This window comes from Streptomyces endophyticus (genome assembly GCF_035798155.1).
In the GTDB taxonomy this organism is placed as follows: domain Bacteria; phylum Actinomycetota; class Actinomycetes; order Streptomycetales; family Streptomycetaceae; genus Streptomyces; species Streptomyces endophyticus.
The window spans coordinates 1-23,864 of the sequence record NZ_JAOZYC010000150.1; the positions used below are offsets into that span (position 1 = coordinate 1).

The following is a 23,864-nucleotide window of genomic DNA, read 5'->3' on the forward strand; positions in this document are numbered from 1 at the left end:
GCCCCACCCCGGCCCCGGCCCCGCACCCCTCCAGGCGCCCGCCCCCGCCCAGCCGCTCCCCCACCCGGCACCCGCCTGGCAGCAACCCGCACCGCCCACCCAGCACCACCACCCACACGCCCACCACCCACACGCCCCCGACGCCAACGCAAACGCCCCCCTCGGCTACACCGCCGCCGTCGAACTCTCGGCCGACCGCCTGGTCAACAGCAAGCGGCAGAAGCAGCGGAGCAAGGCGCCCAGCGCGAGTGCCGGGCGGTTCAAGTTCGGGGGGAAGAAGGAAGAGGAGGAGCGGCAGCGGAAGCTGGACCTCATCCGCACTCCGGTCTCGTCCTGCTACCGGATCGCCGTGATCAGCCTCAAGGGCGGCGTCGGCAAGACGACCACGACGACGGCCCTCGGCTCGACGCTCGCCTCGGAGCGCCAGGACAAGATCCTCGCGATCGACGCCAACCCGGACGCCGGCACCCTCGGCCGCCGCGTACGCCGCGAAACGGGCGCCACCATCCGCGACCTGGTCCAGAACATCCCGCACCTGCACTCGTACCAGGACATCCGGCAGTACACCTCGCAGACCCCCTCCGGCCTGGAGATCATCGCCAACGACGTGGAGCCGGAGGTCTCGTCGACGTTCGACGACGCCGACTACCGCCGCGCGATCGACCTGCTCGGCCGGCACTACCCGGTCGTCCTGACCGACTCCGGAACGGGCCTGCTGTACTCCGCGATGCGCGGAGTCCTCGACCTCGCCGACCAATTGATCATCATCTCGACCCCGTCCGTGGACGGCGCGAGCAGCGCCAGCACCACCCTCGACTGGCTCTCCGCGCACGGCTACACCGAACTCGTCCGGCGCTCCCTCACCGTCATCTCCGGTGTCCGCGACACCGGCAAGATGATCAAGGTGGACGATATCGTCGGCCACTTCAGGACCCGCTGCCGCGGCGTGGTCGTCATCCCCTTCGACGAGCACCTGGCGGCCGGTGCCGAGGTCGACCTCGACATGATGCGCCCGAAGGTGCGCGAGGCGTACTTCGACCTCTCCGCGATGGTCGCCGAGGGCTTCGCTCGCACCCAGCTGCCACCACCGCCGCAGCAGTAGCCGCCCTGCACCCATACGGGTGCTATTACGGGTGCCATCCCCTGGCCTGCAAAGCATCAAAGGTCTCGACCAATGTGCGTGAAATGCAGGTCAACTCGTTATTTCCGCAGGCCACATGGGGTTCACCCACCGTTGACGTTCCTCAACTGCCGCTGATAAACCAACACTTCAGTCGACCTGAATTCTCAGATCCAGCCCAGCTGTGCGAGCGATGCGCGAGGTCACCGCCGATGGACACACCAGCTCAGCAAGACATGGACCACAGAACGGCCCGCCCCCAGCGGCGCGGAGTGCGGATACTCCTCGCGGCCGGCGCCGCGGCGTTCACCCTGACCGCAGGCCTCGCCACGCCGCTCAACCCGGCGCCGCAGCAGGCCGAGGCGAAGGCGGCGAGCGGCAACGCCGCGGCCAAGGCCGACAGCGGCAAGAAGAAGACGCTCACCGTGGCCGTCGCGCAGAGCGTCGACTCGCTGAGCCCGTTCCTGGCGACCCGCCTGGTCAGTACGAGCATCCACCGCCTGATGTACGAGTACCTGACCAACTACGACCCGAAGGACAACCACGTCATCCCGGGCTTCGCCACCGAGTGGAAGCCCTCGGCCGACAAGCTGACGTGGACGTACACCATCCGCTCCAACTCGAAGTGGTCCGACGGCCAGAAGGCCACCGCCCACGACGCCGCCTTCACCTTCAACAAGATGATGACGGACGACGCGGCGGCGACCGCCAACGGCTCGTTCGTCGGCAACTTCAAGAAGGTCACCGCGCCCAGCGACACCAAGCTCGTCGTCGAGCTGAAGAAGCCGCAGGCGACGATGACGTCCCTCGACATCCCGATCGTGCCCGAGCACATCTGGAAGGACGTCAAGGACTACTCGAAGTTCAACAACGACAAGGACTTCCCGATCGTCGGGAACGGTCCGTACGTCGTGACCGGGTACAAGACCGACCAGTACGTGAAGCTGAAGCGCAACCCGGACTTCTGGCGCAAGACGAAGACGCCGCAGTTCGACAACATCGTCTTCAAGACGTACAAGGACCAGGACGCCGCGGTCGCCGCCCTGCGCAAGGGCGAGGTGTCCTTCGTGGCCGGCTCCCCCGCCCTGACGCCCGCCCAGGCTGCGTCCCTCAAGGGCGAGAAGGACATCAAGGTCAACGAGGGGCCCGGGCGCCGCTTCTACGCGATCGCCGTGAACCCCGGCTGGAAGACCAAGAGCGGCAAGAAGTTCGGTGACGGCAACCCGGCACTGCTCGACGAGAAGGTGCGCCAGGCGCTGTTCAGGGCCGTCGACACGAAGACCATCGTCGACAAGGTCTTCCAGGGTCACGCCGTGCGCGGCCAGGGCTACATCCCGCCGCGCTTCCAGGACTACTACTGGCAGCCCTCGGGCGACCAGCAGCTGGGCTACGACCCGCAGGCCGCGGGCAAGATGCTCGACGACGCGGGCTACAAGATGAAGGACGGCAAGCGCGTCGGCAAGGACGGCAAGCCGATCAACCTGCGCATGCTGTGCCACGCCACCGACCCCAACGACAAGGCGGTCGGCAAGTATCTCAAGGAGTGGTGGGGCAAGATCGGCATCGGCCTCAAGCTCAACTGCGTCGACGATGTCTCCGTGCCCTGGTACGCCGGTGAGTACGACCTCGCCTTCGACGGCTGGTCGGTCAACCCCGACCCGGACTTCGTCCTCGGCATCCACACCTGCGCCGCCCTGCCGAGCAAGCCGAAGGAGGTCGCGCAGACCGACAACGGCATCTGCGACAAGACCTTCGACAAGCTCTACAACCAGCAGCTCGCCGAGTACGACCCGGCCAAGCGCGCGGACACCGTGAAGAAGATGGAGTCCTGGCTCTACGACTCCGGCTACATGAACGTCATGGCGTACCCGAACGCGGTCGAGGCCTACCGCACCGACCAGATCAAGTCGGTCCAGACGATGCCCACCGCGGCAGGCAACATCTACGGCCAGGACGGGTATTGGAGCTGGTGGTCGGCCGAACCCGCGTCCGCGTCCGACAGCGAGGACAGCGATTCGTCCAGCTCCACCGGCATCGTGATCGGCATCGTGGTCGCGGCACTCATCGTCATCGGCGGCGGAGTGTTCTTCGCGCGCCGCCGGCGCACGACGGCGGACGAACGCGAGTAGGCGACGCACAGCTACGCGAGTAAGAAGACATGTGAACCATGACAGCTGACAGCACTCCGGCGCTCGTGCGGCCCGCGGACGGCAGTGACGGCGACCCGGCTTCGGCCGGGCCGCCGTCGGCCGCCCGCGGGCCCCGGGCCCGCAACACCAAGGCGTACGTCCAGTACGCGCTCGCGAAGATCGGCGGCGCGATCGTCTCGCTCTTCGCCGTCCTCGTGACCAGTTTCTTCCTGTTCCGGCTCATCCCGTCCGACCCGGTCAAGCAGATGACCGGCGGCCGAAAGGTCTCCTCCGAGCAACTGCAGAACCTGCGCCACCAGTACGGCCTCGACCAGCCGATGTGGAAGCAGTTCACGTCGTACATCGGGGACGCGCTCACCGGTGACTTCGGGATCTCGTTCCAGTTCCACACCCCGGTCATGGACAAGATCCTCGACGCGCTCCCGGCGACGCTGCTGCTCACCGGCACGGCGTACGTCCTGTACTCGGCGCTCGGCATCTGGCTGGGCACGCGCACGGCGTGGCGCAACGGATCGAGGAGCGACCGCTTCAACACCGCCTTCGCGCTGACCCTCTACTCGGTCCCGGCGTTCTGGCTGGGCCTGCTCCTCATCATCGTCTTCGCCGTCGGTATCGGCCCGATCCCCGGCATGTTCCCGACGGGCGGCCTCGAATCGGGCGGCGAGACCGGGTTCGCGTACATCCTCGATGTCGCGCACCATCTGATCCTCCCGGTGATCACCCTGGTCGCGGTCGGCTACGCGCAGACGCTCCTCGTCATGCGCTCCTCGCTGCTCGACGAGATGGGCAGCGACTATCTGACGACCGCGCGCGCCAAGGGGCTCAGGGACGACCTGGTGCGCCGCAGGCACGCGGTGCCGAACGCGATGCTGCCGACGTTCACGCTGATGTTCGTGAACCTGGGGCACGTGGTCGCCGGGCAGATCCTGGTCGAGACGGTGTTCTCCTGGCCGGGCCTCGGCGGGCTCTTCTACTCGGCCCTGTCCGTGCCCGATCTCCCGCTCGTCCAGGGCCTGTTCTTCGTCTTCGCCACCGCGGTGATCCTCGCGAACACCCTCGCCGACATCCTCTATCCGCTGCTCGACCCGAGGGTGGGCCGATGACGACGACCGACACCGAGACCACGCCCACCGAAACACCGAAGGCGCCCAGCGCGCGCTCCCTCGCGCGCGCCCGCAAGCGCCAGTCCCTGGCCCGCTTCTGGCGGTCCTACCGCGCGCACCGCAGCGGTCTGTGGGGCCTCGGTCTGCTGATCCTGATCGCCCTGATCGCGATCTTCGCGCCGGTCCTGGTCGGCTCGGACGCGCAGAGCGTCACCGACGCGCCCGGCGGGCCCATGGAAGGTCCGAGCTCCGAATTCCCGCTGGGCACCGACCAGTTCGGCCGCAGCGTGCTCGCCCTGCTGGTGTACGGGGCGCGGGTCTCGCTCACCGTGGGCCTGCTCGCGGCGTTCCTGTGCGTGGCCATCGGCACCGTCATCGGCATCGTCGCGGGCCACTTCCGAGGCTGGTACTCGACCGTCCTGATGCGCGTCACTGACTGGTTCCTCGTCATGCCGACGCTGGTCCTGGCCATCGCTCTCGCGACCGTCATGGACCGCTCGATGTGGACCGTGATCATCGCGATCGGCGTGACGACCTGGCCGACGACCGCGCGCCTGGTGCGCGCCCAGACCCTCTCGGTCGAGGCGCGCCCGTACATCGAGCGGGCGCGCGCGCTCGGCGGCAGCCACAGCCACGTCATGACGCGGCACGTGCTGCCGAACGTGATGCCGCTGGTCCTCGCCCAGACCACGATGATCATCTCCTCGGCGATCCTGACCGAGGCGACCCTCGCGTTCCTGGGCCTGTCCGACCCGACGGTCACCTCCTGGGGCGGCATGCTCCAGGACGCGCGCGAGGCGGGCGCCGTCAGCGCGGGCGACTGGTGGTACCTGGCCCCGCCCGGCATCGCCATCGCCATCGTCGCCCTCTCCTTCACCCTGTGCGGCCGCGCGGTCGAATCCGTCCTCAACCCGAAGCTGGGGGTGCGGTCATGACGCTGCTTGAGGTACGGAACCTCGAAGTGACGTATGCCGGCGGGGCGCAGGCCGTCCGCGGCGTGAACCTCTCCGTGGAGGCGGGCCAGAAGCTCGGCATCGCGGGCGAGTCCGGCTGCGGAAAGTCCACACTGGCGCTCGCGCTCCTGCGCCTGCTCCCCAAGGACGCCGAGGTCACCGGCGAGATCCTGCTGAACGGCGAGGACGTCCTCGCCATGAAGTGGGGCCGGGTGCGGGCCGTCCGCTGGGCGGGCGCCTCGATCGTCTTCCAGGGCGCGATGCACTCGCTCAACGCGGTGCACCGCATCGGCGACCAGATCGCCGAGCCGATCCTCCTGCACAAGAAGGCGACGCAGGAGGGCGCGAAGAAGAAGGTCGCCGAACTCCTCGAACACGTAGGGCTCCCGGCCACTCGCGCGAACGCCTACCCGCACGAGCTCTCCGGTGGCCAGCGCCAGCGCGTGATGATCGCCATGGCGCTCGCCTGCGAACCGGACCTGATCATCGCCGACGAGCCGACGACGGCCCTCGACGTGATGATCCAGGCCCAGATCCTGCGCCTGATCGAGCAGTTGGTGGCGGAGGAGAACCTCGGCCTCATCATGATCAGCCACGACCTGGCGGTCCTCTCCGACACCTGCGACCGGCTCTCGGTGATGTACGCGGGCCGCGTCGTCGAGGAGGGCCCGGCCCTCCAGGTCTACGAGGATGCGGTGCACCCCTACGCGAAGGCGCTGTCGGCGGCGTTCCCGACGATCGGCGACCCGGCGTCCCGGTTCGCGCCGCGCGGCCTGCCCGGCGACCCGCCGGACCCGTCGGCCCTGCCGTCCGGCTGCACGTTCCACCCGCGCTGCCCGGTGGCGCTCGACGTGTGCGCGAGCGAGGACCAGGTGCTGCGGATCGCGGGCCCCGGGCGGCGGGCCGCCTGCGTCCACGTGGGCTCCGCCGAGGTCGCCGCGACGGAAGTTGAAGCAAGGAGCACCACGGCATGACAGAAACGCTGCAGACGCCCGAGGTGTCGAAGAACGCGCGGGCGCTGCTCAGCGCCGACCAACTGCACGTCACGTTCCCCGGCCGGCGCGGCGCCGCCGAGGCGCGGGCCGTGGACGGCGTCGACCTGGACATCGCGCCGGGCGAGATCGTGGCGCTCGTCGGCGAGTCGGGCTGCGGCAAGACGAGCCTGGCGCGCACCCTGCTCGGCCTGGAGAAGCCGACGACGGGCAAGGTCACCTTCGCGGGCAAGCCGCTGGACTACGCCTCGAAGGCGCTCAAGTCGTACCGCAAGCGCGTCCAGTTGGTCCTCCAGGACCCGAGCGGCTCCCTGAACCCACGGCACACGGTGTACGACGCGGTGGCCGAGGGCCTGCGCATCCACGGCTACACGGGCGACGAACGCGAGGCGGTCTCGAACGCCCTGTCCCGCGCGGGACTTCGCCCTCCGGAGCGCTTCTTCCTGCGCTATCCGCACGAGCTGTCGGGCGGCCAGCGCCAGCGCGTGGTCATCGCGGGCGCGCTGGTCCTCGACCCGGAACTGATCGTCGCGGACGAGCCGGTGGCGTCCCTGGACGCGTCCGTACGGGGTGAGATCCTCGCCCTGCTGCTGCGCCTGCGGGACGAGTTGGGCCTGTCCGCGCTCGTCGTCACCCACGACCTCGGCCTCGCGTGGAACATCGCGGACCGGGTGGCGGTGATGTACCTGGGCCGCATCGTGGAGACGGGCAGGGTGGAGGACGTCCTGACCTCACCCCAACACCCGTACACCCAGGCCCTGTTGTCGGTACTCCCGGAGGCCCCGGGCGAACCGGTGGTCCTCACGGGCGAGCCACCGGACCCGTCCCGCATCCCGGGCGGCTGCCGCTTCCACGCCCGCTGCCAAGTCCTGGCGGACGGCCGGGCGGACGAGGCCGGGGTCGCCGACGCGTGCCGGACGGTGGATCTGCCGGTACTGACGGGGGCTGCCACGTCTCAGGTGGCGTGCCACTGGGCGGCGGCCGGGGCAGAGGACTCCGGCGACTCCCGCTGAGCGACGTACCTGCTCGGAAAAGTGTCGCAGTTGTACGTATGACTGCGACACTTTTCCGAGCCGGGTCCACCCCTACCGCTCAGCCGTACATGCCGGGCACGTAGTCGCCCGCCGGCTGCTGGGTCATCACGTTGAACCGGTTGAACGTGTTGATCATGGCGATGCAGCCGACCAACGCACCGAGCTGCGCCTCGTCGTAGTGCTTGGCGGCCTTCGCCCACACCTCGTCGGAGACCCCGGCGCTGTCCGCGATGCGGGTGCCCGCCTCGGCCAGCTCCAGGGCGGCCTTCTCGGCCTCGGTGAAGACCTTTGCCTCGCGCCAGGCGGCGACCAGGGCGAGCCGGACCGCCGTCTCACCGGCCGCGGCGGCGTCCTTGACGTGCATGTCCAGACAGCCCGAGCAGCCGTTGATCTGGCTGGCCCGGATCATGACCAGGTTCAGCGTCGGCGTCGGTACGCCCGAGCCCTCGGCGGCCCTGCCCGCCGCGATGACGTGCTTGAGCATCTTGCCGATGACCGGGTTGGTGAAGAGGTCGAGTCGCGGTTCCATGAGGGGCTCCTTCGCACTCCGTCATAAGTGGTGACACCACTACGACGGAGCGCCCCGCCCCGATGTGACACACCCGAACGTGACCTGGGTCACTCCAGGGTGTTCAGGCCCTGGACGCCTCGACGAGCTCACGCGCCTGCTTCACGTCGTCCGCGATCGCGGCGACGAGTTCGTCCAGCGACTCGAACTTGGCCATCCCGCGCACGAACGCCACGAACTCCACGGCCACGTGCAGTCCGTACAGGTCGAGGCCGACCCGGTCGATGGCGTAGGCCTCGACCGTGCGCTCCGTCCCGTCGAACTGCGGATTCGTGCCCACGGAGATCGCCGCGGGCATCGCCTCGTCGTCCACGTACAGCCACCCCGCGTAGACCCCGTCGGCCGGGATCGCGGTGTGCGGGAGCGTCTCCACGTTGGCGGTCGGGAAGCCGAGCTCGCGCCCCCGCTGCGCGCCGCGCACGACGACACCCTCGACGCGGTGCGGACGGCCGAGGATCTCGGCGGCGCCCCGCACATCCCCCTCGGCGACGAGCCGCCGGGTCAGCGTGGACGAGAACGGCTGACCGCCCCCGGCCGACCCGCTGACGTACAGGTCCACGACCTCGACCGCGAAGTCGTACGTCTCGCCCTGCTCGGCCAGGAAGTCGACATTGCCCGCGGCCTTGTGCCCGAAGCGGAAGTTGGGGCCCTCGACGACCACGCGCGCGTGCAGCTTGTCGACGAGCACCTTCGCCACGAACTCGGCGGGCGACAGCTTCGAGAACTCGGTGGTGAACGGCAGGATCAGCACCGCGTCCACGCCCAGCTCGGCCATCAGTTCGGCGCGCCGGTGGTGCGGGGCGAGCAGCGGCGGGTGCGAGCCCGGGCGCACGACCTCACTGGGGTGCGGGTCGAAGGTGACCACGACGGCTGGGATGCCGAGCTCACGCGCCCGCTCCACGGCCCGCCCGATGATCAACTGGTGCCCGCGATGCACCCCGTCGTAGGAGCCGATGGTGACGACGCTGCGCCCCCAGTCCTGGGGGATGTCCTCCAAGCCACGCCAGCGCTGCACGGTGATTGCCCCTCGCAAACCTGAGTCCGACCGTCTGGAACGTTGCGTCTCTCTACCGAATACGCAGGTCTAAGAGTGCCATGCCACCCGCCCGCGCTTCGCATCGGGCGGGCCGCGACGCTATGCGGGTACCCGCACCCCTGCCAGGTTCTCGATCATGCGCCGGGAGCTCGGGCCGACGAGCGCCGTCCACTCGCGGGGCGCCCCCGCCAGCCACCCTGCCACCAGGCCCGCGAACCCCGGCACGGACCGCGCCAGCTCCACGAGCAGCCGGTCGAAGCGGGACGCCCCTTCCGGCGTCCGCACCAGCAGCATGCCCGTCCGGTGCACCAGGTCCCGCGTCCTGGCCTGCCCGCGCCGCGCCGCGTCCCGCGCGGCGGCGCACAGCAGCGCGTCGAGCACGGCGGGGTCCCGCTCCTCTTCCAGCAGTACGTCGAGCAGCTCGGCGCGCAGCGCGCGCGACGCCGTCGTGCCGGGCGCGGCGAGCACCCACGTCAGGGCGCTCCGCACGACCGGGGGCCGCTCCGACACCAGCCCCACGACCAGTGGGTACATCACGGCCCGCGCCCCGTCACCGTGCTCCAGACACCGGTCGACGAACGTCGCCACGTGCCCGGCCGCGGCGTCCGGCCACTCCTCGGCGAGCTCCCTCACGAGCGCGGCGGCGCGCCGGGCGAGTACGGGGTCGGCCAGTTCGGCGAGGGTCCGCAGGATGTCCCCGAGGCCGGGCCCTGGCTCCCGCAGCCGCGCCTGGAACGCCGCGAACACGGGTTCCGGGTGGGTGGCCGCGGCCGGGGCGAGCGCGTCGGCGGGCAGCTGCGCGTCACCCGCCGCGAACCACTCAAGGGCTCGCGCCAGATACGCCGGCCGGGAGTCCGGATCCCGTACGAGGAGGGCGAGCGCGGCGCCGTGCAGCGCCCGCTCGGAGGACCGCTCAAGGAGTGCGAACGCGGCATACCGCAGCAACTCCCGGTCGGCCGCGTCCTCGACCCGCGCCGCGACCCGCACGCCGTACACGGCGGCGGCGCCGCGCCGCTCGGGCCGCTCGTCGTGGGCCCAGCGGTCGACGGCCCGGCACAAGGCGGACGGCTCCTCCTCGGTCAAGGTCGCGAGCAGCTCGTCGGCGCGCGGGTGGGCGCACCCGACGAGGGCCTCGATCAGACCGTCGAGGTCGCGGTGGCGATGGGTGTGGAGCAGCGCCTGAGCGGCATCGGCGACGGTGGCGTCGGGCAGGGCGGGCAGCGCCCGCTCGTCGTCGAACCACCGTGTCAGCCTTTGCTGCACGCGTCGCGGCTCGGCGGCGAGCGCCTCCGCGACGGCATCCAGACACCGCCCACCGGCCTCGCCCGCGTCGTGCACCACGGCCCGCCGCAGCAGGTCGAACCGGGTGTCGTCGGCCACGGAGATCCGCATCCAGAACGCCCCGTCAAAGCCACCTCTCTCCGCGAGCGTCTCGAGCACCCCGGGGTACGCCCCCGCATCCGGCACCCGCCCCAATACCCCTCTCACCAACTCCACCCCCCACCACTCCGCTTCCGCTACGGCCCCGGTGCGGTCGGCCGCCACCGCCTCGGGGCTCCGCCCCGAACCCCGCTCCTCAAACGCCGGAGGGGCTTGATTGGCCCACCGAGCCTTGGGCAATCTGCCGCCTTGGGCGGCAGGGTGGGCAAGGCGGCCCCCGGCGCGGCCCGCACCCACGTCAGGCGTGTGCAACACCCACGGCAGCAACTCCCGCAACCGCCCCTCCAGTTCCGCGCAGCCCAGTTGCCGCTCGATCAACAGCAACGCCCGGACCACGGGCCCCGCCCGATGCCGCGGCACAGGGAACCCGTCCCCCCGCCGCCGGAACACCAACGCCTCCAACGCCCCGTCCACATCCAGATGCATCCCCTGGATCCAGTCCGCGACCTCCTCGTGCGCGAACCGGAACCCGCCCCCCGCCGGCACCAGCACCCCCTCCGTCAGCACCGCCGACGCCCACCCGGACACCCCGTCCCGTGCCCCCCACGGAAACAGCTCCTCGAACGACTCCCGGTCCAGCTCCCCCTGCCCCGGCCCAAGACTCCGCCGCGCGGCCTCGTGCACCTGCCCGGCCACCCGCGCCGCCAGCCTGCGCACCCCTCTCCCCCGTACCCCCGAGGGCGCGGCCAGCCGGACCGCCACGCGCAGACACATCAGGTCCAGGTACGCCCCGAAGATCTCGTCCCGGTCGGGGCACCCGGCCGCACCCCCTGGCAGCGCCGCCCGCACCTCGCTCAGCAGCCGCAACGACAGCGGATGCCCGGCCTCCCGCTCCGCGAGCGCCCCCTCCGGCACGCCGAGCCGCTCCCGCGCCCGCCGCGCCGCGTCCCCCACGAGGTCCCCGATCCGTACGCACGGAGGCAGCGCCGCGGGCCCCCCGGCCGCCGGCCCGTACAGCACATCCCCGCCGAACCGCGCGCCCGCCTGCTCCCAGTACTCGGCACGACACGCCACCACCAGTCGCACACCGCACGCCGCGAGCCACCGCTCGGTCCCCCGCGACCAGGCGCTCAGGCGGTGCGCGAGCACGGGCGGCATCTCCTCCGGCCCGTCGAGCAGCAGCACGAGCGACCGTCCGGTCTCCCGGGCGACCTCGGCGATCCGCTCGGCGGAGATGTCCCCCACGCCCCCCGCGACCGCCTCCTCCCGCGACGCCGCCACGATCCGCCCCGCCCGCGCGAGCGCCCGCCCCACCGCCTGCGCCACCGACGCGTCGTCCTCGCTGAGGTCCGCGCCCCGCAGCCACACCGTGGGAGCGGCGCCGTCCCCCTTGGCCCGCCGCTCGGCGAACGCGGCGAGTTCCGTGGTCCGCCCGCTCCCCGGGTCACCGACAAGGGCCAGCACCCGCGCCTCGCCACCGGCGCCCGCCGTGAAGGAGTCCAACTCCCGTACCACATCCGGCCGTTCGACCGGCTCGGGCCCGTCCGTCCCCGGCCCGTCGCTGCCCACCGAGATCCCGGCCAGCTGGAGCACCCCACCGAGATTCAGGTCGTCCCCGTACGCGGGCACGGTCGCGGCATTGCGCGCGAGCAATTCGGCCAGCGGCCCCCGTCCGCCCGCACCGGCGACCGCCGATCGCAGCGGCATCGCGAATCCGGCCGCCCGGTGCCCGGCCCGTAGCGCCGTACCGAGCACCGCGACCACCGCACCCGTGCGCGCGTCGAGCACAGGACCGCCCGCGGCCCCGCCACCGACGCGCAGCGCATCGGCCCCGTCCGTGCCGACGGCCAGCTCCAGGACGCCGTCCAACAGATGCCTGTGCCCCCCGGCCACGTACGCGACCGGTGAGCGCCCCAGGACGCGCGCCTCGCGCCATCCGCCCGCCGGGATCCGGACGTACGCCCCGGCCGCGGGCGGTCCGGAGGCGGCCACCGGCAGCGGCACAGCGCCGAGCCCCTCCGTGCGCAGCAACGCCAGGTTCGCTTCGGGAAGTTCGACGATCGACCCGGGATCCACCACAGAGGTCGCGCCGCCCGGTCCGTGCACCAGCAGGCGCCCGAGCCCGCTCACCACCTCGTGGCCGGTGACGACCGTCCCCCGGTCGTCCGCCGCGAAGCCCGCACCGCGCGGCCGCCCGGCCAGATCAGTGATCCGTACCAGCGGCGGGTCCACCATGACGCGACCCTCCCGCCGTCCTCCGCCACGCCCCGTGCCTCGACGGTAGGCGCGCGGTGATCAGCTGGACAGCGTCAGAGGCGAACGCGCCCCCTTGCGCTCCCCCTGTTCACTCCGAGCGCCCGCCCGAAGGGGTGAAGTGAACGGGCGCGCTGGATACACCCTTGAGAGGGGGACGTGGAGCGGCGGCCACCCAGAGACCGGAATCCGCCGCTCCACCGAAATCGCTCATGGCGCAGGCTCAGCCGAAGACGGCCAGGCTCTTCGCCTTCCCCTTCGACTCCTCGACCAGAGCGAGGAACTGATCATCGGGCCCGAACACGGCGACGGGACCCGCGCCCGCGTACTCCTCGGGCACCTCCAGGCGCACGCCGTTGAGCAGCAGCTTCCCGCGGCGCTCGTCGACGTCCCAGCGCGGGAACGCGGCGGCGGCCGCCTCGGCCACCGGCATCACGGTCAGCGACTCCTGGAGCTGGTCCAGGGTGCGCGCCGAGTCGAGCTTGTACGGGCCGACGCGCGTGCGCCGCAGCGCCGTCAGATGCCCGCCGACACCGAGCCCGGCGCCCAGGTCACGGGCGAGCGCCCTGATGTACGTACCGGACGAGCAGACGACGGACACGACCAGGTCGAGGACCGGCGTGCCGTCCTCGGCGACCGCGTCCCGGACGTCGTACACGGCGAAGGACGAGACCTTGACCGGGCGCGCCGGGATCTCGAACTCCTCGCCCTCACGGGCCCGCTTGTAGCTGCGGACACCGTTGATCTTGATGGCGCTGACCTTCGACGGCACCTGCATGATGTCGCCGCTCAGCTTGGCGATGCCCGCGTCGATGGCCTCGCGCGCGACCCCGGACGCGTCGGTGGACGAGATGAGCTCGCCCTCCGCGTCGTCCGTGAGCGTGTTCTGCCCGAGCCTGATCGTGCCCAGGTACTCCTTCTCGGTCAGCGCGAGATGGCCGAGGAGCTTGGTGGCACGCTCGACGCCGAGCACGAGCACCCCCGTCGCCATCGGGTCGAGGGTGCCCGCGTGGCCGACCTTGCGGGTCTTGGCGATCCCGCGCATCTTGGCCACGACGTCGTGCGAAGTGAAGCCCGACGGCTTGTCGACGATGACAAGCCCGTCGGGCGGAGGGGTGCGGTCGGACATGCTCAGGCTTCGCCGTCCTTCTCAGGGGCGTCGGCCGTGTCCTCGTCGGCATCCTCCGGCTTCCGGTACGGGTCCGCACCGCCGGCGAAGTCGGCGCCCGCGGATGCCTCGCGCACCTGCTCGTCGGACTGCCGGGCCCGGTCGAGGAGGTCCTCGATGGTGCGGGCGTTCTCCGGCAGGGCGTCCGCGACGAAGGCCAGGGTCGGCGTGAACTTCACACCGGCCGCCTGGCCGACCGCCGAGCGCAGGATGCCCTTGGCGCTCTCCAGACCCGCGGCCGCCTCGGCCCGCTCCTCGTCGCCCCCGTACACCGTGTAGAAGACGGTCGCTTCCCGGAGGTCCCCCGTGACGCGAGTGTCCGTGATGGTGATGTGGGTGCCGAGCCGCGGGTCCTTGATCCCGCGCTGCAGCTTCTTGGCCACCACCTCTCGGATGAGGTCCGCCAGCCTCTTGGCGCGCGCGTTGTCGGCCACTGGTCCGTCTCCTTTTAAGTGCTTACTTGCTTGTTGCTTCAGTCTGCGTCAGTCGTCGGCACTATGGATCCTTCGCCGAACCGAGAGCAGTTCCACCTCGGGCCGCCCGGCGACGAGCCGCTCACAGCGATCCAGTACGTCGGTCAGGTGGCCGGTGTCACCGGAAACCACCGCGAGCCCGATCTCGGCCCTGCGGTGGAGGTCCTGGTTGCCCGTCTCCGCGACGCTCACCGCGTACTTGCGGTGCAGCTCGGCCACGATCGGACGGACGAGGGAGCGCTTCTCCTTCAGCGAGTGGACGTCGCCGAGGAGCAGATCGAAGGACAGAGTCCCCACATACATGTGTGTCCGGATGTCCCGCCGGTCCGGGGTCGTATGGGCGACCGCTTCCGGCCACCGATACGGGAACGGTACACGCAACGGCCGGGGCCGATCGACGGAAATAAGTCCCGCCGACCGGCCCCAGTCGGTTACTGCGTGGTTCAGACGCGCGGCTTCTCGCGCATCTCGTACGTCGCGATGACGTCGTCGACCTTGATGTCGTTGAAGTTGCCGAGGTTGATACCGCCCTCGAACCCTTCGCGAATCTCGGTGACGTCGTCCTTGAAGCGACGCAGGCCCACGATGTTGAGGCTCTCCGCGATGACCTTGTTGTCGCGCAGGAGTCGCGCCTTCGTGTTGCGCTTGACCTCGCCGGAGCGGATGAGAACACCCGCGATGTTGCCCAGCTTGGACGACTTGAAGACCTCGCGGATCTCCGCCGTACCGAGCTCGACCTCTTCGTACTCCGGCTTGAGCATGCCCTTGAGGGCCGCCTCGATCTCCTCGATGGCCTGGTAGATCACCGAGTAGTACCGGACGTCGACACCCTCGCGCTCGGCCATCTGCGCGGCACGACCGGCCGCACGGACGTTGAAGCCGATGACGATGGCGTCCGAGCCCATGGCCAGGTCGATGTCCGACTCCGTGACCGCACCGACGCCGCGGTGCAGGACGCGGATGTCGACCTCTTCGCCGACGTCCAGCTGGAGCAGGGAGGACTCGAGAGCCTCGACGGAACCAGAAGCGTCACCCTTGATGATGAGGTTGAGCTGCTGGACCTCGCCGGCCTTGAGCACCTTGTCCAGGTCCTCGAGGGAGACACGGCGCACGCGCTTGGCGAAGGCCGCGTTCCGCTCGCGGGCGGCACGCTTCTCGGCGATCTGACGGGCCGTACGGTCCTCGTCGACCACCAGGAAGTTGTCGCCGGCGCCCGGGACGTTGGTGAGACCGAGCACGAGGACCGGGGTCGAAGGACCGGCCTCCTGCACGTTCTCGCCCTTGTCGTCGAGCAGGGCACGGACACGGCCGTAGGCGTCGCCCGCGACCAGCGTGTCGCCGACACGGAGCGTGCCTCGCTGGACGAGGACGGTCGCGACGGCACCGCGGCCCTTGTCGAGGTGGGCCTCGATCGCAATACCCTGCGCGTCCTGCTCGGGGTTGGCCCGCAGGTCGAGCGAGGCATCCGCGGTCAGGACCACGGCCTCGAGCAGGGAGTCGATGTTCTCGCCCTGCTTGGCGGAGATGTCGACGAACATGGTCTCGCCGCCGTACTCCTCGGCCACGAGGCCGTACTCGGTCAGCTGACCGCGCACCTTGGTCGGGTCGGCACCCTCGACGTCGATCTTGTTGACCGCGACGACGATCGGGACCTCAGCGGCCTTGGCGTGGTTGAGCGCCTCGATCGTCTGCGGCATGACGCCGTCGTTCGCCGCGACCACGAGGATCGCGATGTCGGTCGACTTCGCACCACGGGCACGCATGGCGGTGAACGCCTCGTGGCCCGGGGTGTCGATGAAGGTGATGGCGCGGTCCTCGCCATTGACCTGGGTCGCGACCTGGTAGGCACCGATGTGCTGGGTGATGCCGCCGGCCTCGCCCGCAACGACGTTGGTCTTGCGGATCGCGTCGAGCAGTCGCGTCTTACCGTGGTCGACGTGACCCATGACGGTCACGACCGGCGGACGCGCCATGAGGGCCTCTTCGCCGCCCTCGTCCTCGCCGAACTCGATGTCGAAGGACCCGAGCAGCTCGCGGTCCTCCTCCTCGGGGGAGACGATCTCGACCGCGTAGTTCATCTCGTCGCCGAGAAGCTGCAGCGTCTCGTCGGTGACGGACTGCGTGGCAGTGACCATCTCGCCGAGGTTCAGCATGACCGCGACGAGCGACGCCGGGTTGGCGTTGATCTTCTCCGCGAAGTCGGTGAGCGAAGCACCGCGCGACAGACGCACCGTGGCGCCGTTGCCGCGAGGCAGCATGACGCCGCCGACCGACGGGGCCTGCATGGCCTCGTACTCCTGGCGCCTCTGCCGCTTCGACTTGCGACCGCGACGCGCCGGACCACCGGGACGACCGAAGGCGCCCTGCGTGCCACCACGGGCACCCGGACCACCGGGACGACCGCCACCGGGACGACCGGCGAAACCGCCACCGCCACCGGGACGACCGGCGAAACCGCCACCGCCACCGGGACGACCGCCGAAGCCGCCGCCGCCACCACCGGGACCGGCCGGACGACCGGCGAAGCCGGGACGACCGCCGCCACCGCCGCCACCGGGACGACCGCCACCGGGGCCACCACGGCCACCGCCGGGGCCACCACCGGGACGCGGGGTACCCGCGGCCGGACGCTGCGGCATCATGCCGGGGTTCGGACGGTTACCGCCGCCACCGCCACCGGGACGCGGACCGGCCGCACCGGCGCCGCCGGCCTGCGGACGGGGCATGTTGCCCGGGCTCGGACGACCGGCGCCCTGACCACCCTGCGGGCGGGGACCACCCTGGCCGCCACCCTGCGGGCGCGGACCGCCCGGGGCACCCTGGCCACCGGGACGCGGGGCACCGCCCGGACGGGGCGCCTGCGGGCGCGCCATGCCGGTGGAGCCACCAGAGGTGAAGGGGTTGTTGCCCGGACGCGGGCCCGAGGGACGGGCGCCACCGGGACGCTGGCCCTGGCCGCCGGGACGCGGGGCGCCCTGACGGTCACCGCGGTCACCGCGCTGGCCACCCTGACCACGCTCCTGGCCACGGTCCTGACCGGGGGCCGGACGGCCCGCGGGCTTCGGGGCACCGGGACGCGGAGCGGCCTGGCCACCGGGCTTCGGGGCCGCGGGGGCCTGCGAAGCGGAGGCGGCGGGAGCCTGGAACTCCGGCGTGCTGGGCGCCGGGGAAGCGGGCTTCGGGGCCGGCTTCGGGCCGGGCGTCGGCCGCGGACCCGGGGCCGCCGGAGCGGCCGGGGCAGCGGGCTTCTCCGCGGCGGGCTGCTCCACGGCCGGCTGCTCGGCAACCGGCTGCTCAGCAGCGGGCTTCGGCGCAGCCGGGCCCGGACGCGGGCCGGCAGGCTTGGCGGCCTGCGTGGGAGAGGGGGTGGGACGCGGCGCCGCGGGCTTCGCGGGCGCGTCCTTCTTGGCGGCGGGCTTCTTGGCCGCGCCGTTGTTGCCCTGATTCAGGGCGTCAGTCAACTTGCGTACTACCGGCGCCTCGATCGTCGAGGACGCCGAACGTACGAATTCACCGAGTTCGGTGAGCTTGGCCATGACGACCTTGCTCTCGACTCCGAACTCCTTGGCGAGTTCGTATACCCGGACCTTAGCCACTTCGCTCCTTTTAGGTCCGGGTTACGCCGGACCGTCGCTACTTCATGGGCGTACTCATCGCGTGCTCATCGAGTGCTCATCGCAATCTCGACCTACTTCCAACTCGCGGGGTACCAGGGCCGCACAGGGGTTCTGCGCGGCGCTTCTTACGGTGTTGTCTGCTCGACGCGGTGACGCAGGGCCTCCGTGTCGAACGGTCCAGGGGCCCGATAAGCCCTCTGAAACCCCCGGCGGCGGACCGCCAGGTCAAGACAGGCCAGGGCGGGATGCACGTAAGCACCCCGGCCGGGCAGCGTACCGCGATCATCGGGGACGCATTGACCCTCGATCACCACGATCCGCAGCAGTTCGCTCTTGGCCGCTCGCTCCCGGCATCCCACGCAGGTTCGCTCAGGGCATGCGCGGGCATGCGTCCGACCAGACACTGTTAAGTCTACCTCCCCGTACCGACCTCACCCCTTTGGGGTAAGGATCGAACGGTTGGCTCGTCACATATTGTCGTGATCCAAGCGCTGAGCGCTCGGATTTATTCCCCTTCGGGAGCGTCCTCGGGGGAGCCGCCCTGCTCGGTGTCCGGGCGGATGTCGATGCGCCAGCCGGTGAGCCGGGCCGCGAGCCGGGCGTTCTGCCCTTCCTTGCCGATCGCAAGGGAGAGCTGGTAATCGGGCACCGTCACGCGGGCCGAGCGGGCCGCGAGGTCCACGATCTCGACCTTGGAGACGCGCGCCGGCGACAGCGCGTTGGCCACCATGTCGGCCGGGTCGTCCGACCAGTCGACGATGTCGATCTTCTCGCCGTTGAGCTCGCCCATGACATTGCGCACACGCCCGCCCATCGGGCCGATGCAGGCGCCCTTGGCGTTGAGCCCGCTCCGGGTGGAGCGCACGGCGATCTTCGTGCGGTGTCCTGCCTCGCGCGCGATGGAGCAGATCTCGACGCTGCCGTCGGCGATCTCCGGCACCTCCAGCGCGAAGAGCTTCTTCACGAGGTTCGGGTGCGTACGGGACAGGGTCACGGAGGGGCCGCGGACGCCCTTGGCGACGCGCACGACGTACGAGCGCAGGCGCAGGCCGTGCGGGTACTCCTCGCCGGGAACCTGCTCCTGCACCGGCAGGATGGCTTCCAGCTTGCCGATGTCGACCAGCACGTTCTTCGGGTCGCGGCCCTGCTGGACCTGGCCCATCACGATGTCGCCCTCGCGGCCCGCGTACTCGCCGAGCGTCGCGTCGTCCTCGGCGTCGCGCAGCCGCTGCAGGATGACCTGCTTCGCGGTCGTGGCGGCGATCCGACCGAAGTCGTCAGGGGTGTCGTCGAACTCTCGGGGCTCCTGGCCCTCTTCGAGGTCCGACGGGTCCTCCTTGGCCCAGACCGTGACGTGGCCGCTGTCGCGGTCGAGCCGCACGCGCGCGTGGCGGAAGCTCCCGTCGGTGCGGTGGTAGGCGATCAGGAGGGCCGACTCGATCGCTTCTACCAGCAGATCGAAGGAGATCTCCTTCTCACGGACCAGCCCCCGCAGGGCACTCATGTCGATGTCCATGGCTACGCCTCCTCTTCCTGAGCGTCGTTGTCGTCGTTCTCGTCGTTCTTGTTCTTGCGGTTGAACTCGACCTGGACCCGCGCCTTGGCGATGTCCGTGAAGTCGAGCCGTCGAGCGGTGGCCTTGCGGCCCTTCACGCCCGGTACTTCCAGGTCAAGACCGTCGTCGTCGACCTTGAGGATGCGCGCGACCAGCTCGGAGTCCCCGTTCTCGGAGGTCAGCGTGAACTTCACGAGGCGGTCCGTCGCGCGGACGTAGTGGCGGTGCTCGGAGAGGGGGCGCTCGGCGCCGGGCGTTCCGACCTCGAGTTCGTACTCGCCCTCGCCCATGGCGGCGTTGCCACCGGGCTCGTCGAGCTTCGCCGAGAGCGCGCGGCTCACATCGGCGATCACGTCCAGGTCGGCGCCCTCGTCGGAGTCGACGACGACGCGCAGCACACGCTTGCGTCCGACCGAGGCCACTTCGATCTCTTCGAGTTCGAGCCCCTGTGAGGTGACGAGCGGTTCCAGTAGTTCCCGCAGCCTCTCGTTCTGGGTGGTGCTCATCCGGGTGACTCCTCGGCCGCGTGTGCTGTTGTGGTTACTGACTTTCCTTGCGCGTCAGGTCAAAGGGTATCCGGTCCAGGGGGGTGTTGCCGTCCACCCGTGCGAGGGCGACGGTACGGTGATCACGGCCACTCCCCCTCGATCGGACCTGATCAGTTCCGATCAAGGGGCCGCCCCCTGAACGCCCTCTCTCCTCCCGCCTCTTCGCCCCGTGAGGACGCCTGCCGTGCCGCTGCCCCCTCTCGCCCGCTCCGGGCCACGCCGTAGGACCCTGCTCGCCTCGCTGGCCGGCGCCGCGCTGCTGACCGGCTGCTCGGACGCCGACGACGGCACCGACGGTGGCAGCGGAGCGCCCGCCGCCGCGCAGGAGAAGCGGCTGCGGACGCAGGCGGCTCGGGAGAGCGCGGATCTCCTTGGCCAGTACGACCGGGCGGTGTCGGCCCGTCCGGCGCTCGCGGAGCGGCTGAACCCGCTGCGGGCCGAGGTCGAGCGGCATGTGAAGGCGTTCGGCGGGGCGCGCCGGCCGTCGGGTGCGGCGGCGCCTCCGGGCCGGAAGCCGGCGGCGCCGGCCTCGGAGAAGGACATCCTCAAGGCGCTCTCGGTGGCCGAGCAGCGGCTCTCGGACCGCCGGATGTCCGCGCTCGTGGACGCCCCGGGTGAGCTGGCGCGGCTGCTCGCGTCGGTGGCGGCGGCAGGGGCCGGCCATGCGTACCTGCTGACGGAGGGCTGACGGGGATGAGCGAGAACGGGCTGCTCGCGGCGGTGCAGGCGGCGCTGCGCGCCGAGCACGCGGCGGTGTACGGCTACGGGGTGGTCGGCGGCCGGATCGGCGAGGACCGCAGGGGCCGGGCCAGGGACGCGTACGACGCGCATCGCGCCCGCCGCGACGAACTGCGGCGCACGGTGCGCGACTTGGGCGGAAATCCCGAGGAATCCGCGGGGGCGTACGCGCTGCCGTTCCCGGTACCCGACGCGTCGGCGGCGGCACGGCTCGCCGCGGACATCGAGAGCAGGGTCGCGGGCGTCTACTCGGATCTCGTACGGGCGGCGAGCGGCGAGCGGCGCCGCGGCGCGGCCGACGCGCTCCGTGAGGCAGCGGTCCGTGCCGTTCGCTGGGGCGGCGGCAGCGTAGCCTTCCCTGGGCTCTCCGAACGGGCCGCGGCGCCGTCCGCGGCGTCGTCCCCGCCGGAGGACCCCAGCACGTAGGCAGATCTGGAAGGAACACCCCGCGCATGGCATCCCCGCGCATGGCATTCGAACCGCCTCCGCGTCTTGTGAACGCGCTCGGCGAGGTGCGCGACGACGGGGCGTCGGCCTGGCTCGACCGGGTCGGCACGCTGCTCGACGAGGCGGCGGCGCGGCGTGATGTGACGGTGCAGCGGGTGCATGTGCCCGGGGGCCGCAGCAGCCTGGTCGCTCACGTCCGCAGGGCGGACGGCTCACCGGCGATCCTGAAGCTGGCGCCCGAGCGGTTCCGCCCGGAGGCGGAGCGCGCGGCGCTGACGCACTGGGACGGCTTCGGCTCGGTGCGCCTGCTGGACCCGGGCGTGAACGACGGCGCCCTCCTCCTCGAACGCCTCCACCCGGAGGTCTCCGTCCGTACGCTGCCGGAGGCGAAGGCGCTCCTGGAGGCGGCGGGCACGCTGCGCCGCCTGTGGGCGGACCCGCCCGAGGGGCGCAACTGCGAGACCGTTCCGGAGCGCACGGGCCGCCAGGCGGTCGCGATGCGGGCGACGGTGGAGTCGTTCCCCGACGTGGCGCCGCTGATCGACGCGGCCATCGGGACGCGGGACGAGCTGGTGTCCTCGCCTCCCGAACTCCGTCTGCTGCACGGCACGTTCCGGCAGTCCAAGGTGCTGTCCGGGGAGCGGCTGCCGTGGCTGGCGGTCGGCCCCGACCCGGTCGTCGGCGAGACCGCGTTCGACCTGGCGCGACTGGTCCGCGACCGGGTGGAGGATCTGATCGGCTCACCCTCGGGCCCGGCCATCACCCGCCGCCGGGTGAAGAAGCTCGCGGAGTCCCTGGAGGTCGACCAGGACCGGCTGCGCGGGTGGACGCTCTTCCGGGCCGTGGAGTCGGGTGCGCGGGCACTGCGCGTGGGGCGGCACCAGGATGGCGAGAACCTGTTGGAGTTCGCGGGGTGGCTGTGACCTCCGGTCGGGGCGGGCGATACCGGTAGGTACCGGTGGGCCGGGGCCGGGGCCGCGGGGCTCTGCCCCGGACCCCGCTGCTCAATCGCCGCAGGGGCTCAATCTGTGAGCCGGGCGATGGCCTCGGCGACCGTGAGTTCCTCGCGTTCGCCGGTGCGGCGGTCCTTCAGTTCCACGACGCCGTCGGCGCTGCGGCGGCCCGCGACCAGGATCTTCGGGACACCGATCAGCTCGGAGTCCGTGAACTTCACGCCGGGCGAGATGCCCGGACGGTCGTCGACCAGGACACGGACACCGGCGGCCGCCAGCTTGTCGGAGACCTCCAGGGCCAGCTCGGTCTGGAGGGCCTTGCCCGCGGCGACCACGTGCACGTCGGCGGGGGCGATCTCCTCCGGCCAGATCAGGCCCTTGTCGTCGGCGTGCTGCTCGGCGAGCGCCGCGACGGCACGCGAGACGCCGATGCCGTACGAGCCCATGGTGACGCGGACCGGCTTGCCGTTCTGGCCGAGGACGTCGAGCTGGAACGCGTCGGCGTACTTGCGGCCGAGCTGGAAGATGTGGCCGATCTCGATGGCGCGGTCGAGCTTGAGGCCGGTGCCACAGTTGGGGCAGGGGTCGCCCTCCTGGACGACGACCACGTCGACGTACTCGGAGACCTCGAAGTCACGGCCCGCGACGACGTTCTTCGCGTGCACGCCGTCCTTGTTGGCGCCGGTGATCCACGCGGTGCCGGGGGCGACCCGCGGGTCGGCGATGTACGTGACCTTCTCCAGGCCCTGCGGCCCGACGTAGCCACGGACGAGGTCCTCGCGGCCCTCGAAGTCCTCGGCGGTGACCAGCTCGACGGCGGCCGGGGCGAAGTGCGCCTCGACCTTGCCCATGTCGACCTCGCGGTCACCGGGGACGCCGACGGCGACGATCTCGCCGTCGACCTTCACGAGGAGGTTCTTGAGCGTGGCCGACGCCGGGACGCCCATGTACGCGGCGAGCGTCTCGATGGTCGGGGTGTCGGGGGTCGGGGTCTCCTCCAGGGCGGGCACGCCCTCCGCGTCGACCGCCTTCAGGGCGAAGCCGACCGCCTCGGTGTTCGCCGCGTAGTCGCAGTGCGGGCAGTCCGCGAAGGTGTCCTCGCCGGCCGCGGCCGGGGCCAGGAACTCCTCCGACTTCGAGCCGCCCATGGCGCCCGCGGTCGCGGCACAGATCCGGTAGTCGAGGCCGAGGCGCTCGAAGATGCGCTGGTACGCGGCGCGGTGCAGGCCGTACGACTCGGCGAGGCCCTCGTCGGAGAGGTCGAAGGAGTACGAGTCCTTCATCTGGAACTCGCGGCCGCGCAGGATGCCGGCGCGGGGGCGGGCCTCGTCGCGGTACTTGGTCTGGATCTGGTAGAGGATCACCGGCAGGTCCTTGTAGGACGTGCACTGGTCCTTGACCAGCTGGGTGAAGATCTCCTCGTGGGTCGGACCGAGCAGGTAGTCGCCGCCCCTGCGGTCCTGGAGGCGGAACAGCTCGGCGCCGTACTCCTCCCAGCGCCCGGTCGCCTCGTAGGGCTCCTTGGGCAGCAGGGCGGGCAGCAGGACCTCCTGGCCGCCGATGGCGTCCATCTCCTCGCGGATGACGCGCTCGACGTTCGCGTAGACCCGTCGGCCGAGCGGCAGCCAGGACCAGACACCGGCGGCGGTGCGGCGCACGAAACCGGCGCGGACCAGCAGCTTGTGGCTGAGGACCTCGGCGTCCGCCGGGTCGTCGCGCAGCGTCTTCACCATCAAGCGGGACATGCGCTGGACCTGGACCTTGGCCATGATTCTT

The 23,864-nt window shown here is 71.2% G+C and carries 20 protein-coding genes; 9 read left to right on the forward strand and 11 right to left on the reverse strand.

What is annotated here, in order from left to right; genetic code table 11:
- The 6 genes from OKJ99_RS30045 to OKJ99_RS30070 all read left to right on the forward strand — a co-directional run.
- Positions 1–1,102, forward strand: a 1,102-nt coding sequence (locus OKJ99_RS30045; protein ID WP_326021080.1) for a MinD/ParA family ATP-binding protein, incomplete at its 5' end; no start/stop codon positions are given.
- 254 nt (positions 1,103–1,356) lie between these two features.
- Positions 1,357–3,249: an ABC transporter substrate-binding protein gene (locus OKJ99_RS30050; protein WP_326021081.1), complete on the forward strand. Its 1,893-nt coding sequence runs from the start codon at positions 1,357–1,359 to the stop codon at positions 3,247–3,249.
- A 38-nt stretch (positions 3,250–3,287) separates the two neighbouring features.
- Complete coding sequence (locus OKJ99_RS30055; protein ID WP_326021082.1) at positions 3,288–4,373, forward strand: ABC transporter permease; 1,086 nt, start codon at positions 3,288–3,290, stop codon at positions 4,371–4,373.
- On the forward strand, positions 4,370–5,308 hold the full coding sequence (locus OKJ99_RS30060; protein ID WP_326021083.1) for an ABC transporter permease: 939 nt from the start codon (positions 4,370–4,372) through the stop codon (positions 5,306–5,308). The genes OKJ99_RS30055 and OKJ99_RS30060 overlap by 4 nt, the downstream gene beginning before the upstream one ends.
- The gene (locus OKJ99_RS30065; protein ID WP_326021084.1) at positions 5,305–6,300 is read left to right on the forward strand and encodes an ABC transporter ATP-binding protein; all 996 of its coding nucleotides are present in this window, start codon (positions 5,305–5,307) and stop codon (positions 6,298–6,300) included. Before OKJ99_RS30060 ends, OKJ99_RS30065 begins: the two co-directional genes overlap by 4 nt.
- Complete coding sequence (locus tag OKJ99_RS30070) at positions 6,297–7,331, forward strand: ABC transporter ATP-binding protein (RefSeq protein ID WP_326021085.1); 1,035 nt, start codon at positions 6,297–6,299, stop codon at positions 7,329–7,331. The genes OKJ99_RS30065 and OKJ99_RS30070 overlap by 4 nt, the downstream gene beginning before the upstream one ends.
- A gap of 79 nt (positions 7,332–7,410) precedes the next feature.
- Here the strand turns inward: OKJ99_RS30070 and OKJ99_RS30075 are convergent, their stop codons facing one another.
- From OKJ99_RS30075 to rimP, 10 genes are all read right to left on the reverse strand, one after another.
- The gene (locus tag OKJ99_RS30075) at positions 7,411–7,881 is read right to left on the reverse strand and encodes a carboxymuconolactone decarboxylase family protein (RefSeq protein ID WP_326021086.1); all 471 of its coding nucleotides are present in this window, start codon (positions 7,879–7,881) and stop codon (positions 7,411–7,413) included.
- A 103-nt stretch (positions 7,882–7,984) separates the two neighbouring features.
- On the reverse strand, positions 7,985–8,935 hold the full coding sequence (locus tag OKJ99_RS30080) for a bifunctional riboflavin kinase/FAD synthetase (RefSeq protein ID WP_326021087.1): 951 nt from the start codon (positions 8,933–8,935) through the stop codon (positions 7,985–7,987).
- A 120-nt stretch (positions 8,936–9,055) separates the two neighbouring features.
- Complete coding sequence (locus OKJ99_RS30085) at positions 9,056–12,571, reverse strand: trypsin-like peptidase domain-containing protein (protein WP_326021088.1); 3,516 nt, start codon at positions 12,569–12,571, stop codon at positions 9,056–9,058.
- A gap of 241 nt (positions 12,572–12,812) precedes the next feature.
- Positions 12,813–13,718, reverse strand: coding sequence for a tRNA pseudouridine(55) synthase TruB (gene truB, locus OKJ99_RS30090; RefSeq protein WP_326021089.1), 906 nt, complete (start codon positions 13,716–13,718; stop codon positions 12,813–12,815).
- Between the two features lie 2 nt (positions 13,719–13,720).
- Positions 13,721–14,191, reverse strand: coding sequence for a 30S ribosome-binding factor RbfA (gene rbfA, locus OKJ99_RS30095; RefSeq protein ID WP_326021090.1), 471 nt, complete (start codon positions 14,189–14,191; stop codon positions 13,721–13,723).
- Between the two features lie 48 nt (positions 14,192–14,239).
- Positions 14,240–14,533, reverse strand: a complete 294-nt coding sequence (locus OKJ99_RS30100; RefSeq protein ID WP_326021091.1) for a DUF503 domain-containing protein — start codon at positions 14,531–14,533, stop codon at positions 14,240–14,242.
- 140 nt (positions 14,534–14,673) lie between these two features.
- On the reverse strand, positions 14,674–17,826 hold the full coding sequence (gene infB, locus OKJ99_RS30105) for a translation initiation factor IF-2 (protein ID WP_326021092.1): 3,153 nt from the start codon (positions 17,824–17,826) through the stop codon (positions 14,674–14,676).
- A 146-nt stretch (positions 17,827–17,972) separates the two neighbouring features.
- Entirely contained in the window at positions 17,973–18,251 is a 279-nt protein-coding gene (locus tag OKJ99_RS30110; RefSeq protein ID WP_326021093.1) for a YlxR family protein, read from the reverse strand.
- Positions 18,252–18,352: 101 nt separating this feature from the next.
- Entirely contained in the window at positions 18,353–19,363 is a 1,011-nt protein-coding gene (gene nusA / locus OKJ99_RS30115) for a transcription termination factor NusA (RefSeq protein ID WP_326021094.1), read from the reverse strand.
- Between the two features lie 2 nt (positions 19,364–19,365).
- Positions 19,366–19,908 carry a ribosome maturation factor RimP gene (gene rimP, locus OKJ99_RS30120; RefSeq protein WP_326021095.1) on the reverse strand — a complete coding sequence of 181 codons (543 nt, stop codon included), beginning with the start codon at positions 19,906–19,908 and terminating at the stop codon, positions 19,366–19,368.
- Between the two features lie 226 nt (positions 19,909–20,134).
- Here rimP and OKJ99_RS30125 point away from each other — a divergent pair, with 226 nt between their 5' ends.
- From OKJ99_RS30125 to OKJ99_RS30135, 3 genes are read left to right on the forward strand one after another with little or no spacing between them, the layout of a single operon-like run.
- A complete protein-coding gene (locus OKJ99_RS30125; RefSeq protein ID WP_326021096.1) occupies positions 20,135–20,638 on the forward strand; it encodes a hypothetical protein in 504 nt (167 codons plus the stop codon).
- A gap of 5 nt (positions 20,639–20,643) precedes the next feature.
- Positions 20,644–21,114, forward strand: coding sequence for a ferritin-like domain-containing protein (locus OKJ99_RS30130; RefSeq protein WP_326021097.1), 471 nt, complete (start codon positions 20,644–20,646; stop codon positions 21,112–21,114).
- A 41-nt stretch (positions 21,115–21,155) separates the two neighbouring features.
- Complete coding sequence (locus OKJ99_RS30135) at positions 21,156–22,058, forward strand: aminoglycoside phosphotransferase family protein (RefSeq protein WP_326021137.1); 903 nt, start codon at positions 21,156–21,158, stop codon at positions 22,056–22,058.
- 98 nt (positions 22,059–22,156) lie between these two features.
- On the opposite strand, the gene OKJ99_RS30140 is transcribed toward OKJ99_RS30135, so the two are convergent.
- Positions 22,157–23,857, reverse strand: coding sequence for a proline--tRNA ligase (locus OKJ99_RS30140; protein ID WP_326021098.1), 1,701 nt, complete (start codon positions 23,855–23,857; stop codon positions 22,157–22,159).
- Positions 23,858–23,864: the final 7 nt, after the last annotated feature.

Bases quoted from the DNA above. Each gene is read 5' to 3' on its own strand.
- OKJ99_RS30050 (WP_326021081.1), top strand. From the start codon at position 1,357: ATGGACCACAGAACGGCCCGCCCCCAGCGGCGCGGAGTGCGGATACTC.
- OKJ99_RS30055 (WP_326021082.1), top strand. From the start codon at position 3,288: ATGACAGCTGACAGCACTCCGGCGCTCGTGCGGCCCGCGGACGGCAGT.
- OKJ99_RS30060 (WP_326021083.1), top strand. From the start codon at position 4,370: ATGACGACGACCGACACCGAGACCACGCCCACCGAAACACCGAAGGCG.
- OKJ99_RS30065 (WP_326021084.1), top strand. From the start codon at position 5,305: ATGACGCTGCTTGAGGTACGGAACCTCGAAGTGACGTATGCCGGCGGG.
- OKJ99_RS30070 (WP_326021085.1), top strand. From the start codon at position 6,297: ATGACAGAAACGCTGCAGACGCCCGAGGTGTCGAAGAACGCGCGGGCG.
- OKJ99_RS30075 (WP_326021086.1), bottom strand. From the start codon at position 7,881: ATGGAACCGCGACTCGACCTCTTCACCAACCCGGTCATCGGCAAGATG.
- OKJ99_RS30085 (WP_326021088.1), bottom strand. From the start codon at position 12,571: ATGGTGGACCCGCCGCTGGTACGGATCACTGATCTGGCCGGGCGGCCG.
- truB (WP_326021089.1), bottom strand. From the start codon at position 13,718: ATGTCCGACCGCACCCCTCCGCCCGACGGGCTTGTCATCGTCGACAAG.
- OKJ99_RS30100 (WP_326021091.1), bottom strand. From the start codon at position 14,533: ATGTATGTGGGGACTCTGTCCTTCGATCTGCTCCTCGGCGACGTCCAC.
- nusA (WP_326021094.1), bottom strand. From the start codon at position 19,363: ATGGACATCGACATGAGTGCCCTGCGGGGGCTGGTCCGTGAGAAGGAG.
- rimP (WP_326021095.1), bottom strand. From the start codon at position 19,908: ATGAGCACCACCCAGAACGAGAGGCTGCGGGAACTACTGGAACCGCTC.
- OKJ99_RS30130 (WP_326021097.1), top strand. From the start codon at position 20,644: ATGAGCGAGAACGGGCTGCTCGCGGCGGTGCAGGCGGCGCTGCGCGCC.
- OKJ99_RS30135 (WP_326021137.1), top strand. From the start codon at position 21,156: ATGGCATTCGAACCGCCTCCGCGTCTTGTGAACGCGCTCGGCGAGGTG.
- OKJ99_RS30140 (WP_326021098.1), bottom strand. From the start codon at position 23,857: ATGGCCAAGGTCCAGGTCCAGCGCATGTCCCGCTTGATGGTGAAGACG.